Raw genomic sequence first — 12548 nt, forward strand, 5'->3', positions numbered from 1 at the left:
CAACAGCCCATGGCACTCATCAGCTCCGATCGGCTGCGTTTCCCCTGCGAGCCCTGGAAGCTTGTGGAAAACATCCACGTACCCGGTGACGAGGGAACGTTGGAAACGCTGTTCGCGCTAGGCAACGGCCACCTCGGCATCCGTGGATCCCATTCCACGGCGGGAGACAGCGAGCTTCCCGGCACGTTCATCAACGGTTTCCATGAGATCTGGGACATCAAGCATGCCGAAAACGCCTATGGATTCGCACGGACGGGCCAACGGATCGTGTACGTACCGGATGCCAACAACTTCACGGTTTCCATTGATGGCGAAGCCCTGAGCCTTGCCGAGTCCACGGTGTTGGACTATCACCGCAGCGTCGACTTCTCCACAGGCGTTTACGAGGAACGCATCGTGTGGTCCTGCCGGTCCGGCGCGACCGTCACCACAGTGGAGCGCCGCGCGGTCGGCTTCGATTCCCGCGGATGCCTCGGCCTTGAACTGTCGTTGTCAGCGGACCGCGACGTGTCCGCGGACATCACCTCCGGCGTCGTGAACCGCCAGGACCAGCCTGTGGAGGACCACTCGGTCCATGACCCGCGGCGTTCGGGGCGGCACGCCGGGCGGGTACTGCTGCCACTTCACCTCCAAGGCGCCGATGGTTCGCTCCGCCTTGCCTGGGAAACGTCGGAGTCGCGCCAGCGCGTGGCGATGGCCGTCGACCACTGGATTTCGGCCGAAGGCCAGCCGTTCGAAACGCTGGTGGCGGAGGACGAGTCCTCCGTCCGTTACGTTCTGGCAATCCACGACGGCGACACTTTCCGTTTGGAGAAGACGGTCAGTTACGTCGTGGCCGGGTCAGCCGGGGATGCCGAGGACCGTGGCGAAAGCCTGGCCGCTGAGGCGGAGGCCAACCTGGTGCCGTTCTCCGAGATCCTGGCCCAGAGCAAAGCGCATTACGACGAGTACTGGACCACTGCTGATGTATCGATCGGCGGCCAGGCCGAGATGCAGCAGGCAGTGCGCTGGGGTCTGTTCCAACTCGCGCAAGCTACTGCCCGTGCCGGTGTGGCCGGCATTCCCGCGAAGGGGGTCAGCGGCTCCGGCTACGAGGGCCACTACTTCTGGGACCAGGAGATCTACCTCCTGCCTTACCTGACCTACACCAACCCCTGCGGCGCCAGGAAAGTGCTCGAATCACGCCACGCGATGCTGCCGGATGCGAGGGTACGGGCCAAGGAACTCAGCGTGGACGGTGCGTTGTTCCCGTGGCGCACCATCAACGGCCTGGAAGCGAGTGCCTACTATGCGGCGGGAACTGCCCAGTTCCACATCGCCGCCGCCATTGCGTTCGCTGCCAACCGCTACCAGTGGGCCAGCGGCGATGACACGTTCAGCGCAGAGCTGGGTGCCGACCTGCTGATCGAGACGGCCCGCATGTGGGCCTCGCTGGGGTTCTTCGGCAAGGACGGAATGTTCCACATCCACGGCGTCACCGGGCCGGACGAGTACACGGCTGTGGTGAACGACAACCTGTACACCAACGTCATGGCACGCTTTAACCTCCGGGCAGCGGCCGCGCTGGAACACGAGGGCATCGCCGAAACCGAGCGCATGGTGTGGAGGCAGGCCGCTGAACGGATGTCCCTTCCGTACGACCCCCACCTCCAGGTCTTCAGCCAGGACAACGACTTCATGACCCTGGAACCCTGGGACTGGAATACGCCCAAGTCCAAGTACCCGTTGCTGCTGAACTTCCACCCGCTGGTGATTTACCGCCACCAGGTCCTCAAGCAGGCTGACACGGTGCTGGCCATGTTCCTCCAGTGGCAGGACTTCACCGCTGAAGAGAAGCAGCGCGCTTTCGACTTCTACGATCCCATCACGACCGGCGACTCCACCCTGTCCGCGTGCGTGCAGGGCATTATGGCGGCCGAGGTCGGTTACGGGGACGTCGCGTTGCAGCACTTCACCGAGGCCTTGTTCATCGACCTCGACAACTCGCACGGCAACACCATTGACGGCGTCCACATTGCCTCCACCGGCGGCATCTGGAGCTCCTTGGTCTGTGGTTTCGCAGGAATGCGGGACCAGGGCGAGGTGCTGCGCTTCGATCCCCGGCTGCCTGTTGAGTGGGACGGCTTGTCCTTCCGGCTCAAGGTGCAGGGCCGCCTGCTGGCCGTCGAGCTGGAACAAGGGTCCATTGCGTTGACCCTCGTGCCTGGCCCCGAATACAGCGAGGAGCCGTTGCAGGTGAAAGTGCGGGACTACGACGTCACCGTTGGTACCGCCACCGTCCAGGTGCCGCTGGAGGACGTTCCCGTCCCGCCGCCGTCGATCTTCCCCAGCGTTTTCCCGACGGCGGGTCTTCCGATCATCCGGTAACCCGTTCAGGAAGCCCGCGACGTGTGGTCTTCAATCAGGCCACTCGCCGCGATTTCCCGCAGCGAATAAATGGCTTTGGCTGCCGTGGCCCTGTCCTGGAAACAGATGGAGAGCGCGAGTTCAGTCCCGTCGGCATCGACGAGGCGGACCCGGCAATCACCGCCTGATTCGTCGAACAGTTCAAAGTGGCCGGCCATTTACGCCGCCCCCTTCCTGGTGGCGGGTGCCTCTGCTGCGGGCGCCTGCGGGCGGCCTTCCGCGGTTCGACGCCGGTCCAACTCGCTGTTGATCAGTTCCAGCAGCGCTTGGGCCGGCTCGGACAGGTGGTGGGTGTCCGGGGAACCCAGCTGGTCGCAGTGAAGGAGGACGTGGCGGATCCTCTCCAGTTCGCGGGAGGGCACCAGCGGCCAGCGGTGAAAAAGCTGCCTTACGGCTATGGCACCCAGCAGGGCGTCGGGTTTGTTGGCTGCGCCATGGCTTCCTTGGGTGACTGCTGCTCTTCGTCGAGCAACGGAGGCTGCGGAAGCTGCGACACCATGGGTGAGAAGAATGTTGGCTTTGAAGGAATTGGGGGCCATGAGGACCTCCCTGATGAGAGCGATGAAAGCCGACTGCGTGACTCTGAATCCAGCTTACAGAATGTGAGTTATGTCATGTCAATCGTTACGCGCGGTTGCCGGGACCTGCAATAGTGGCAGGATGACCGACCAGCAGGAGCTCTGGAACGAAGAAACCGCGCAGCAGTACGACACCCCCGGTGAAGGCATGTTCTCGCCCGACGTGCTGGGCCCCACCGTTCAGGTGTTGTCGGAACTCGCCGGTGACGGTGCCGCCGTCGAATTCGCGATCGGTACCGGCAGGGTGGCGGTGCCCCTCGTCGAAGCAGGCGTGCCCGTGAGTGGCATAGAACTTTCCCACGCGATGATCCGGCGGCTGCGGTCGAAGGCAGACGCGGCCACCATCCCGGTGGTTCAGGGCGACATGGCCGAAGCGCAGGTGCAGGGCGAGTTCACGTTGGCGTACCTGGTGTTCAACACCATCGCCAACCTCCTGACCCAGGAGGAGCAGGTCCGCTGCTTCCAGAACGCGGCCAGGCATCTGGCGCCAGGCGGTCGTTTCGTCATTGAGCTGTGGGTGCCGCAGCTGCGCTCACTGCCGCCCGGACACGGTGGAACAGTTGAAGTGAGCCAGCCTGGTTACCTGTTGGTGGACAGCTATGACGTTCTTCGCCAGCATGTCATCTCCCACCACGTGCGCTTCGGCCCGGGCCTGTCCGACGGCAGGGATGCGCGCATCAGCCGGACGCCACACCGCTACATCTGGCCCAGCGAACTGGACCTCATGGCGCGGATAGCCGGGTTCCAGCTCGAATCCAGGTGGGCGGACTGGGACCGCAGCGACTTCACGGCCGAGTCCCGGAGCCACGTGTCGGTGTACCGGCTCGTGCACCGTTAGGGTCAACCCGTCTCTGACCAAGCCCATCACGGGTTGTCCGGTGCGGGCCTGTCAAGCGGTCTGCAGTAAGGCTTCCGGGCCTTGCCATAGGCCCGGTGCCCTGTGCAGTCGCCACGGACCCGGGTATAGTCGGCCCATGCCTTCATTGCGTCGATTTACTTGCCCCCGACCGGTCTCCGGTCGCGAGGGCTGTTTGGCGCGCGCCTAGGTCCTGGCACGGAGAAGGTCGGGGGAGGAAGCCTCCACCCACACCGAACCCAAGGACCAGCCATGCCTTCATATCTCAAACCCACAGAACTCCATGAAGCCCTGACCATCCGGGACCTCTCCAATCCGGACCAAGGCCCGCACGCCATGCAGCAACTCCTCCACGACACCGTGCGCGGCCTGCGCGGGCAGTGGAACGTGTCGGAACGAATCATCCGCCATAGTCCGTTGGTCAGCGTTTCCGACAATTACGATCGGCTCGGGTTCAGCGCCGCGGCCGTCACGCGCGACCAGAAGTACTCCCGCTACATCAGCCCTACCGTCATGCTGCGCAGTCACACCTCCGCGTCCATCCCGTCGTTGCTGCGTTCGCTGGATCCGGATGGGTCCCTCGACGAGCTCTGGGCAATCCCCGGCGTGGTTTATCGTCGGGACGCCATTGACCGGACCCATGTAGGGACGCCGCACCAAGTGGATTTGTGGCGCGTCTCTTCCAAGGAGACGCTGACGGCCTCCCATCTAGGGGAAATGGTTGCCTCGCTGGTGAACGCTGTGCTGCCGGGCGCGGAGTGGCGGACGGTTCCGGCAACCCATCCCTACACGCACAACGGCCTGCAGCTCGATGTCCGTATGAACGGTGAGTGGCTGGAGCTTGCGGAGTGCGGGCTGATGGCCCCACAGCTGTTCCTGGATGCCGGATTGAACCCCGGTCACTGGTCGGGACTGGCTCTCGGGATGGGCTTGGACCGGGCCCTGATGCTCCGCAAGGGCGTTCCCGACATCAGATTGCTCAGCTCGGACGATCCCCGGATTCAACAGCAGATGCTGGACCTCTCACCGTGGAGACCGGTGTCCCACATGCCGTCCATCAGCAGGGACATCTCAATCGTCGTTGCCGCGGATATGGATGGCGAAGTGCTCGGAGACCGGGTGCGGACGGCTCTGGGTTACCGGGCGGAGGACCTGGAAAGCGTCGAACTGATGGCCTTGACTGCGTACCACGAGCTTCCTGCCAGAGCGCGGGACCGTTTGCAGATCCTCGACGGGCAGGCCAACGCGCTGATCCGGCTCGTCTTGCGGCCTCTCGGCCGGACGATGACGGATCCGGAAGCAAACCAAGTCCGGGACGATGTCTATCTGGCGTTGCACGAAGGCCCGGTGAAGGAGCTCATCGCAGGCTGAAGCAACCCGAGCCAAGGCCGCCGGGCTATTGCAGCGGGGAGGACGAACTCCGGGTACCTGCCCCGGCCAAGGCCACCCGGGTCCTTACCGCGATCGCAGCGCCCAGGACCAGTGCAGCTGCGACGGCGGCCGCGACCGCCGTCGGGAATGACTCAGGTGCGTCCGAGCTGCGGCCAACCGTGATCCATACCAGGCCCCACGCGATGGCCGCAGCGAGGGCTAGACGGCCATGGCCTTTGAAGGCCAAGGCGACGCCAATGACCGCCACCACCACCAGCACGGCAACGGACCACACCTCGGGTTGCAGGCCGAATCCGGAGAATCCGGCAGCCTTCAAAGCGGCAGCGATATTGGCGCACACCGCCACGCTGGTCCACCCAAGATAGAGGCCCAAAGTTCCGTCCACCACAACGGCCTCCACCCATGAGGACGCGCGGGTCCGGCTGTAGCGGAGAAACGCCAGGACGAGGGTCGCAAGGAGTGCCAGGATCACCAGGACGCTGACAAAAAGCCATCCCGCCTGCACTGACAAGATCCATGCCGCATTCAGGATCATCGACGCGGCAACCACCCAGCCCAACGCCCGCTGCCGGTTACTGGAACGCTGGGACGGCAACCACTGCCACACGGTGTAGGCAACCAGTCCGGTGTAAACCACGGACCAGATGGAGAACGCGGGCGTGGCCGGCGCCAGGAGGGTGGAATCAGCGGCCAAGGCACCGCCCGCGGCCTGGGCAATGGGTGTGCCGCCAAAGACTCCGACACCGATCATCGAGCCAACAATGCAGACAACCAGACTCGCCGTTACAGCGAACTGTCGAGTGGGATCGGGGCTTCCGGTTGCCATATGCTGCGCCTCTTTCCTGATGGGATGTGCGGATTCATGCATTCGGGGTGTCCGTGACTTAGTATCAAATTGCTAGTGAAGCGAGCTTTATGCTTATCGAAGGAACATCGGATGGATTCGGAAGGCCACGCAAAGGGCTATTGGTACGGGAAAGACCCCGGGCAGAAGGCCATCGCCATCGATGTCCTGAACGCGCTGCGGGACTATCGAGCCTCCGAACAAGCGATGCGCCGCAGGACCCGCTCGTCCATGGGGATGGGCGAGAAAGACTTACTGGCCCTGCGGTACCTTTTTGAGGCGGAAGCCGACGGCAAAGTGATGAAGCCGAAGGACCTGGGCGACAAGCTGGGAATAACGTCGGCGTCCATGACCACCTTGATTGACCGTCTGGTGGAGTCCGGCCACATCCGCCGTGAACCCCATCCCACCGATCGTCGCGCGCTGATCCTGAAGGCCACCCCGGGATCGGACCAGGAAGTCCGGCACACCCTGGGCGGAATGCACCGCCGGATGTTGGACGCAGCGTCTGCGCTGAGCCCGGACGAGTCACGGGTCGTGGTGGATTTCCTGCAGCATATGCGGGAGGCGTTGGACACCATCGACGAAGAGCCCGGAGAACCGTCCGGGTCATGACGTCAGGCTCCACTGCAGGATGAAGATCAGGGTCACCAGGAATCCTGAACCGTAGTTGAGCCAGATAAACCGCCGCCATGCCACATTGGTGCGTGCCGCCGTCGTATCCGTGACGTTCCAGTACGGTGCGCAATTAACGATGTACGGGACGGCGATGATCGCCGCCAGCGGCCCGGGCCACGGCGTGGCCAGCATCGCCAGTCCCGCAACAAACCACAGGACGACGGCGAGCCGCACCGTCCGGCGGGCACCGATGACCGTTGCGATGGAGCCGATGCCGGCCTGCCGGTCGGGCTCGATGTCCTGTACGGCACCGAAGGCGTGGGCGGCCATGCCCCAGAGGAAGAACGCGGCCAGCAGAAGGAGGAGACCGGGCGTCACGTCGGCGCCGGCGAGGGCCAAACCGACGACGGCGGGACTCACGAAGTGCGTACTCGACGTCAGCGAGTCCAGGACGGGGCGTTCCTTGAAGCGGAGTCCCGCCACGGAGTAGGCCACCACGGCGAAGGCACTCACGGCCAGGCTCAGCCACACTGCCGGTCCGCCGGCGAAGGCGAGGACCAGCAGGAACGGCACGTTGGTGATGGCGGCGAGCCACAGCATTGGCCGGTGCAGCTGCGGCCGGAGGAGCGCGCCTTCGATGCCGCCCTTGCGCGGATTCTTGAGGTCCGATTCGTAATCAAAGACGTCGTTGATGCCGTACATGGCCAGGTTGTAGGGGATCAGGAAGTAGAACGTGCCCACGATCAGGACCCAGTCGATTTCGCGGGTGGTCAGGAGCATGGCCGCGGCAAAGGGATACGCGGTGTTGATCCAACTGACCGGCCGGGACGCCAGTATTGCCTGCGGAACCAGGCCTGTGAGGTCGGATTTTCCTCCGGCACTCCGACGGCGGGTCAGCCACATCCACAGCCCGGGAAGCACCACGACGCCTGCCAGCGGATAGGCGAAATCCTCGATGGGTGCCAGCCCGGCCTTCAAGCCAAGAATGTGCGAGGCGTCGTAGTGGAAAAGCTCCATGCCGATCATCACGGAGTCGAACACCGCGGTCAGCACAGCCAGGGCAGCGAACGCCAGCCCCACGGCTTTCCAATGCCTGGAGGTCTCGCCCTGCCGGGTACCCCGGCGGGCGAAGATCACGCCGGCGACGGCTGCCGCGGCGATGAATGCAAGTGCGAGCCACAGGTACGTCATGCGTTCTCCCGCTCCCGCTCCGCTTGCCTCGCGGGAGACCGTTCCAGCAACCGCCGGGCGCCCGTGTACAGGACCATGGTGCACAGGGTCAGGAAGAGCAGGAACACGGGCTCCTCAATGGGCAGTTCGGGAGCGATCAACAGGCCCGTGGCTATGGTTCCTTCGCCGCGGAGGAAAATCCCCAGTCCGATTCCGGCCGCGTCCCAGCCGAGGAAGAACAAAACCCCGACGGCGGTCACGATCGCCGCTGCCTTCGCGTCATGCCAGAAAAACAGGCGGAATCTGTGATCCAGCAGCAGCATGCAGGTGATGCCGAGCAGCAACGAGGCCAAGTAGAGGACTCCCATCAGCCAATCCTGCTGGCTACGGGCCTCACGGTGACAGGGCCGGTGCTGTGATCGCCGCGGATCCTTTTCAGGACCAGCTCGGCGCTGATCAGGCACATGGGCACCCCCACGCCAGGGGCCGTTGTGGCGCCGGCGTAGTAGAGGCCCTGCACGCGCTTGGAGGCATTCTGGGGCCGGAACATGGCGCTTTGTCCCAGTGTGTGGGCCGGTCCCAACATGCCTCCGCGCCACGAGTTGTAGTCCCGGGCGAAGTCCGCTGGTCCTGTTGTCTGCCGGACCACGATCCTCTCGCGAAGGTCCGGGATGCCTGCCCATTGGGCGATCTGGTCGATCGCCGCGTCGGCGGTTCGTTCTATGAGCACATCTCCCGCCCCGTCCGGCCCGCCGGCTCCCAGTGCGGGATCGGCCGGGATGGGAACCAGGACGAAGAGGTTCTCGTGGTCTGTGGGCGCTACGGCGGGATCGGTTGCGCTGGGTTTGCAGACATAGATTGACGCCGGGTCCGGAATGGCCGGGTTTTCACCGAAGATGGAGGCGAAGTTTGCCTCCCAATCACGGGTGAAGAACAAAGAGTGGTGCGGCAATTCAGGGAGCTTGCCCTTGACTCCCAGCATCACCAGGACTGCTCCCGGACCGCTGGTACGCCGCTGCCACCAGGAACCGGGGTAGCTGCGGTCCCGCACGCCCAGCAGTTGGGTTTCGGTGTGGTGCAGATCGGCGCCGGAGACCACGAGGTCCGCCACGCTGTAGTGCTCGTTCCCGGAGGTGTCACGCCAGGTCACGCCGGTGACTTCACGGCTGTCCCTGCCGGTCAAGGCGGCCGGAAGCTTGACGCCGTCGAACCGTCCCACCTTCTTGGTCCTGCTGACGGCGCGGGTGGTGATCTTGAGGGCCTCGGCGCCGGTGTGGATCCGAACCCCTGCCTGGACTGCCAGATCCTCAAGCCGGCCCACGAGCTCCCAGAAGCCGCCCATTGGGTATTGCACCCCGTCGCCGAGGTCCAGCGCACTCATCAAGTGGTACATGGCAGGAGCATCGGAAGGGCTGGTGCCCAGGAAGACGGCCGGATAACCCAGGACCTGCCGCAGCACAGGATGCTGGAAACGCCGGGCAACGTATTTGTCCAGGGGCGTCAGCAGAAGCTGCGCAAGCTTGGGCAGGCTGCGCAGCACCTCGGGTTGGAGCAGTCCTTGCAACCTGGTGAAGGGGTTGTAGAGGAAGAAGCGCTCCGCCATGTCGGTGGTGTGCCGCGCCGATGCCAGATAGGTGGCCAGCTTCCTGGCGCTGCCGGGTTCCACGTCCTCGAACGTTTCCAAAACCTGTTCGCTGCCCAAGGGAACGGTCAGCGTGTCCGGCCGGACGCCGTCGAGGTTTGGTTCGCTGAACACGCGGTACGCGGGACTGAGCGTGCGGAGATCCAACTGTTCCGCGGTGCTGGTGCCCAGAAGCTCGAAAAAATGGTCGAAGACGCCGGGCATCAGGTACCAGGAGGGGCCCGTATCAAAGCGGAAGCCGTCGCGCTCAAGGCTGCCGGCGCGCCCGCCAACGCGGTCACGCTGCTCAAGGAGTTGGACTTCGTGTCCTTCGTGGGCGAGGAGGGCGGCGGTGGCAAGCCCAGCGATGCCACCGCCGATCACTACTGTCCGGGTCATCGGTGCAGCTCCATCCAGGTTGAGGTGACTGCCCGCGCGGCAAGGCCGGCCTTCACGGCATCCGGGACGCGTACTCGTGAACGGTAGAGCTCGTCCACGGTGGTCTGCTCGATCCTGTCCGTCAGGGCTGTGAAGAGGGAAAGGGCGCTGCGGACAGCGGCCCGGGCATCGCGCGGCAGCAAGGGGATGACGGCGTCGGCGTCGGCCAACTGGGCGCGGATGGTGCGTACCCATTCCACGCGGTCGCGGTCCTCAAGGTGCTCGGAGGTGCCCAGGTAATTGCGTCCCAGACGGGTGGTGTCATCGGCCAGGTCGCGCAGGAAATTGATGTTCTGGAAAGCAGCCCCCAGCCGGCTGGCGCCGTGCTGCAAAGCCGCGGCGTCGCCGTCGTCGATGTTTTCATCCCGCATGAAAACGCGCAGGCACATCAGCCCTACAACCTCGGCGGAGCCGTGGACGTAACCCTGGTGGGCGTCGGCGTCGAAACGCAGGGGGGTCTCCGGGGTCCCGGTGCGCTCGCCGAGGTCCGTGCGCATGGAGTCGAAGAACGGATCAATGAGCGACTCGTCAATCCGGGCCGCGCGGGCAGTCTGCGCGAAAGCATGGATGATGAGGTCGCTGCTGTAGCCCAGCTTGACGGCCCGGTGGGTCTCGTCGATGAAGTGGGCCAGGGCATCGCACTGTTCCTGGTAGCTGAGGCCGGCCTCCGCGGTGACGCCATCCACGAGTTCGTCCGCGACGCGCACCAAGGCGTAGATGTTCCGGACATGTTGGCGGTGCCGCCGCCCGAGCAGCCTGCACGCCAGCCCGAACGAGGTGGAATACGCGGCGATCACCTGGTTGGCGGCCCGCTCGGCCGTCCGGGTGAAATGGGTGAATGAGGTGTCCGTGGCGAGGCTCATGACTGCCGTCCTTCCAATTGCCCGGCAAGGTCCAGCAACACATTGCACACGCCCTGCGGGATGGTGCTGGTCAGCAGCTCGTTGAAGGCTCGCATCTGCTCCTCGATGAGTCCGTTGACGAACGTTTCCGCCCCGCAATCGGCCAAGTGCCGGCGAACGTATTCGCATTCCGAGCCGTTCAGCTCCGGCCTGCCGAAGAAAGGCTCAATGTCCGGCCATGCCGCCGTGGTTCGTGCATGGGCGATGATGGCCGTTTCTTTTCCCTCCCGCAGATCCGAAAAGGGATCCTTGCCGTGCCGGCGGGGGTCCCCGAACGTTGACAGGAGGTCGTCCTGGAGTTGGAAGGCGAGGCCCAGATGGCGGCCGGCCGTGGCGAGCGCATTTTCGACGGCGAAGTCCGCGCCTGCCAGCGCGGCTGCGGCCCGCAGGGGAAGTTCGAAGGTGTAGGTGGCGGTTTTGTAGCCGCACATCACCAGGATGGTCTCGAGGTGGGGGTCGATGATGCCGTCCCCGAGGCCCACGTCCAGCTGCTCACCGGCCACTGTTTCGTTGATGGTGTGTTCCAGGAGATCCAGGAGCCGCAGCCTCAGTGCATGCGGGAGGTCTGCCCTGGCGAAAGCCTGGTGGGTGGCGGCGAGGAGCATGTCCCCCATGAGGATGCCGCCGGTTTGGGCCCAGTGGAGGTCGCTGCCTTCCCGGGCGCCTTCACCACTGTTGGTCCGGGGAAGTGACTGGGTTTCTGAAAGCGACTTTGCTTCTGCGAGGAGGGAGCCGATGAGGTTCGGGTGCCCGCGCCGGACCAGGTCTCCGTCGATCACGTCATCGTGGAGCAGGAAAGAGTAGTGGAGGAGTTCGATCGCGGCCGCAATGCTGATGGCCGTTTCGCGGTGGCCCGTGTCCGGCGGGCTGGCTTGGGGCTGGTTGGTGCGGGGCTGGCTTGTCCCGTGCTGGCTTGTCCCGTGCGGGGTTGTCCCGTCCGTGCCGCGCCCCCTGAGGGCATCGTAGGTCTCCATGAGCAGCAAGGGACGCACGAACTTTCCACCCAGGACGTTGTGGCCGGCCAGTTCCCAGAGCCTGGTGAAATGCGGCCCATACGTTGTTGCGGCGGCGGCCCGCTTGCCGATGAGCCCGCTGAGCTCGTTCTCAATCGCCGCGCAAAGGTCGGTGCGGCTGCGTAAAGCACCGGAGGTGACGGTCATGCTTTGGCTCCGGTCCCGAGGGGGAGTACCCGCGCTTCAAGCAGCTGGGGGAACTGGAGTCCCAACCACGGGCTGAAGGCGGAGGGGGTGCGCTCCAGGGAGTTGGCCAGCAGGGCCGGTGACATCCAGGCCCAGTCCGCTACCTCTGAAGGATTGGGGTTTAGATCGCCGGCGATCCTGGCGACGTAGACCGGGCAGATTTCGTTTTCCACAATTCCTGTGGGGTCCACGGCCCTGTACCGGAAGTGGGGGAGCGCCATTTCAACCTGGTTGGCATCCACCCCGAGTTCGAACTGCGCCCGGCGGGCTACTGCGTCCAAGGGGTCCTCGCCGGGTGCCGGGTGTCCGCAAAAGCTGTTGGTCCACACTCCGGGCCAGGTTTTCTTCTCCGGCGAGCGGCGGGTCAGGAGGACCTCGCCGTCATCGTTGAGGAGGTAGCAGGAGAATGCGAGGTGGAGGGGCGTTTCCTGTGTGTGGACCCCTGCTTTGGGGGCTTCGCCTATGGGTGTGCCGGCGTCGTCAAGGAGGACAACCATCTCTGTAGCGTTCATACTGCGCCTTCC

General features: G+C 64.6%; 13 protein-coding genes. 4 read left to right on the forward strand and 9 right to left on the reverse strand.

Going from position 1 to position 12548, the window contains the following annotated elements:
* The first annotated feature begins 9 nt into the window (after positions 1-9).
* A complete protein-coding gene (locus tag PYR64_RS21080; protein WP_275777486.1) occupies positions 10-2367 on the forward strand; it encodes a glycosyl hydrolase family 65 protein in 2358 nt (785 codons plus the stop codon).
* 5 nt (positions 2368-2372) lie between these two features.
* Here PYR64_RS21080 and PYR64_RS21085 read toward each other — a convergent pair whose 3' ends face one another.
* Positions 2373-2564, reverse strand: a complete 192-nt coding sequence (locus tag PYR64_RS21085) for a hypothetical protein (RefSeq protein ID WP_018778920.1) — start codon at positions 2562-2564, stop codon at positions 2373-2375.
* A complete protein-coding gene (locus PYR64_RS21090) occupies positions 2565-2945 on the reverse strand; it encodes a hypothetical protein (protein WP_018778919.1) in 381 nt (126 codons plus the stop codon).
* 121 nt (positions 2946-3066) lie between these two features.
* Here PYR64_RS21090 and PYR64_RS21095 point away from each other — a divergent pair, with 121 nt between their 5' ends.
* Together PYR64_RS21095 and PYR64_RS21100 are read left to right on the forward strand one after the other, a co-directional pair.
* On the forward strand, positions 3067-3822 hold the full coding sequence (locus tag PYR64_RS21095) for a class I SAM-dependent methyltransferase (protein ID WP_018778918.1): 756 nt from the start codon (positions 3067-3069) through the stop codon (positions 3820-3822).
* A 270-nt stretch (positions 3823-4092) separates the two neighbouring features.
* A complete protein-coding gene (locus tag PYR64_RS21100; RefSeq protein ID WP_275777489.1) occupies positions 4093-5211 on the forward strand; it encodes a hypothetical protein in 1119 nt (372 codons plus the stop codon).
* Positions 5212-5236: 25 nt separating this feature from the next.
* Here PYR64_RS21100 and PYR64_RS21105 read toward each other — a convergent pair whose 3' ends face one another.
* On the reverse strand, positions 5237-6058 hold the full coding sequence (locus PYR64_RS21105) for a tryptophan-rich sensory protein (RefSeq protein WP_275777490.1): 822 nt from the start codon (positions 6056-6058) through the stop codon (positions 5237-5239).
* Between the two features lie 111 nt (positions 6059-6169).
* Here PYR64_RS21105 and PYR64_RS21110 point away from each other — a divergent pair, with 111 nt between their 5' ends.
* Entirely contained in the window at positions 6170-6691 is a 522-nt protein-coding gene (locus PYR64_RS21110; protein WP_018778915.1) for a MarR family transcriptional regulator, read from the forward strand.
* On the opposite strand, the gene PYR64_RS21115 is transcribed toward PYR64_RS21110, so the two are convergent.
* From PYR64_RS21115 to idi, 6 genes are read right to left on the reverse strand one after another with little or no spacing between them, the layout of a single operon-like run.
* Positions 6686-7885, reverse strand: a complete 1200-nt coding sequence (locus PYR64_RS21115; RefSeq protein WP_275777492.1) for a prenyltransferase — start codon at positions 7883-7885, stop codon at positions 6686-6688. The two genes, PYR64_RS21110 and PYR64_RS21115, sit on opposite strands and share 6 nt — an antisense overlap.
* The gene (locus PYR64_RS21120; protein WP_018778913.1) at positions 7882-8232 is read right to left on the reverse strand and encodes a lycopene cyclase domain-containing protein; all 351 of its coding nucleotides are present in this window, start codon (positions 8230-8232) and stop codon (positions 7882-7884) included. The genes PYR64_RS21115 and PYR64_RS21120 overlap by 4 nt, the downstream gene beginning before the upstream one ends.
* Complete coding sequence (gene crtI / locus PYR64_RS21125) at positions 8232-9884, reverse strand: phytoene desaturase family protein (RefSeq protein ID WP_079582360.1); 1653 nt, start codon at positions 9882-9884, stop codon at positions 8232-8234. Before crtI ends, PYR64_RS21120 begins: the two co-directional genes overlap by 1 nt.
* Positions 9881-10786, reverse strand: a complete 906-nt coding sequence (locus tag PYR64_RS21130) for a squalene/phytoene synthase family protein (RefSeq protein WP_018778911.1) — start codon at positions 10784-10786, stop codon at positions 9881-9883. The genes crtI and PYR64_RS21130 overlap by 4 nt, the downstream gene beginning before the upstream one ends.
* A complete protein-coding gene (locus PYR64_RS21135; RefSeq protein WP_275777495.1) occupies positions 10783-11985 on the reverse strand; it encodes a polyprenyl synthetase family protein in 1203 nt (400 codons plus the stop codon). Before PYR64_RS21135 ends, PYR64_RS21130 begins: the two co-directional genes overlap by 4 nt.
* Positions 11982-12536, reverse strand: coding sequence for an isopentenyl-diphosphate Delta-isomerase (gene idi / locus PYR64_RS21140; RefSeq protein WP_039239340.1), 555 nt, complete (start codon positions 12534-12536; stop codon positions 11982-11984). The genes PYR64_RS21135 and idi overlap by 4 nt, the downstream gene beginning before the upstream one ends.
* Positions 12537-12548 lie beyond the last annotated feature (12 nt).

Source organism: Paenarthrobacter sp. Y-19 (assembly GCF_029223985.1).
Classification (GTDB): Bacteria; Actinomycetota; Actinomycetes; order Actinomycetales; family Micrococcaceae; genus Arthrobacter; species Arthrobacter nicotinovorans.

Coding starts and splice junctions, on each gene's coding strand:
- PYR64_RS21120 (WP_018778913.1), bottom strand. CDS start 8,232: ATGGGAGTCCTCTACTTGGCCTCGTTGCTGCTCGGCATCACCTGCATG.
- crtI (WP_079582360.1), bottom strand. CDS start 9,884: ATGACCCGGACAGTAGTGATCGGCGGTGGCATCGCTGGGCTTGCCACC.
- PYR64_RS21095 (WP_018778918.1), top strand. CDS start 3,067: ATGACCGACCAGCAGGAGCTCTGGAACGAAGAAACCGCGCAGCAGTAC.
- PYR64_RS21105 (WP_275777490.1), bottom strand. CDS start 6,058: ATGGCAACCGGAAGCCCCGATCCCACTCGACAGTTCGCTGTAACGGCG.
- PYR64_RS21090 (WP_018778919.1), bottom strand. CDS start 2,945: ATGGCCCCCAATTCCTTCAAAGCCAACATTCTTCTCACCCATGGTGTC.
- PYR64_RS21110 (WP_018778915.1), top strand. CDS start 6,170: ATGGATTCGGAAGGCCACGCAAAGGGCTATTGGTACGGGAAAGACCCC.
- PYR64_RS21085 (WP_018778920.1), bottom strand. CDS start 2,564: ATGGCCGGCCACTTTGAACTGTTCGACGAATCAGGCGGTGATTGCCGG.
- PYR64_RS21130 (WP_018778911.1), bottom strand. CDS start 10,786: ATGAGCCTCGCCACGGACACCTCATTCACCCATTTCACCCGGACGGCC.
- PYR64_RS21115 (WP_275777492.1), bottom strand. CDS start 7,885: ATGACGTACCTGTGGCTCGCACTTGCATTCATCGCCGCGGCAGCCGTC.
- PYR64_RS21080 (WP_275777486.1), top strand. CDS start 10: ATGGCACTCATCAGCTCCGATCGGCTGCGTTTCCCCTGCGAGCCCTGG.
- idi (WP_039239340.1), bottom strand. CDS start 12,536: ATGAACGCTACAGAGATGGTTGTCCTCCTTGACGACGCCGGCACACCC.
- PYR64_RS21100 (WP_275777489.1), top strand. CDS start 4,093: ATGCCTTCATATCTCAAACCCACAGAACTCCATGAAGCCCTGACCATC.
- PYR64_RS21135 (WP_275777495.1), bottom strand. CDS start 11,985: ATGACCGTCACCTCCGGTGCTTTACGCAGCCGCACCGACCTTTGCGCG.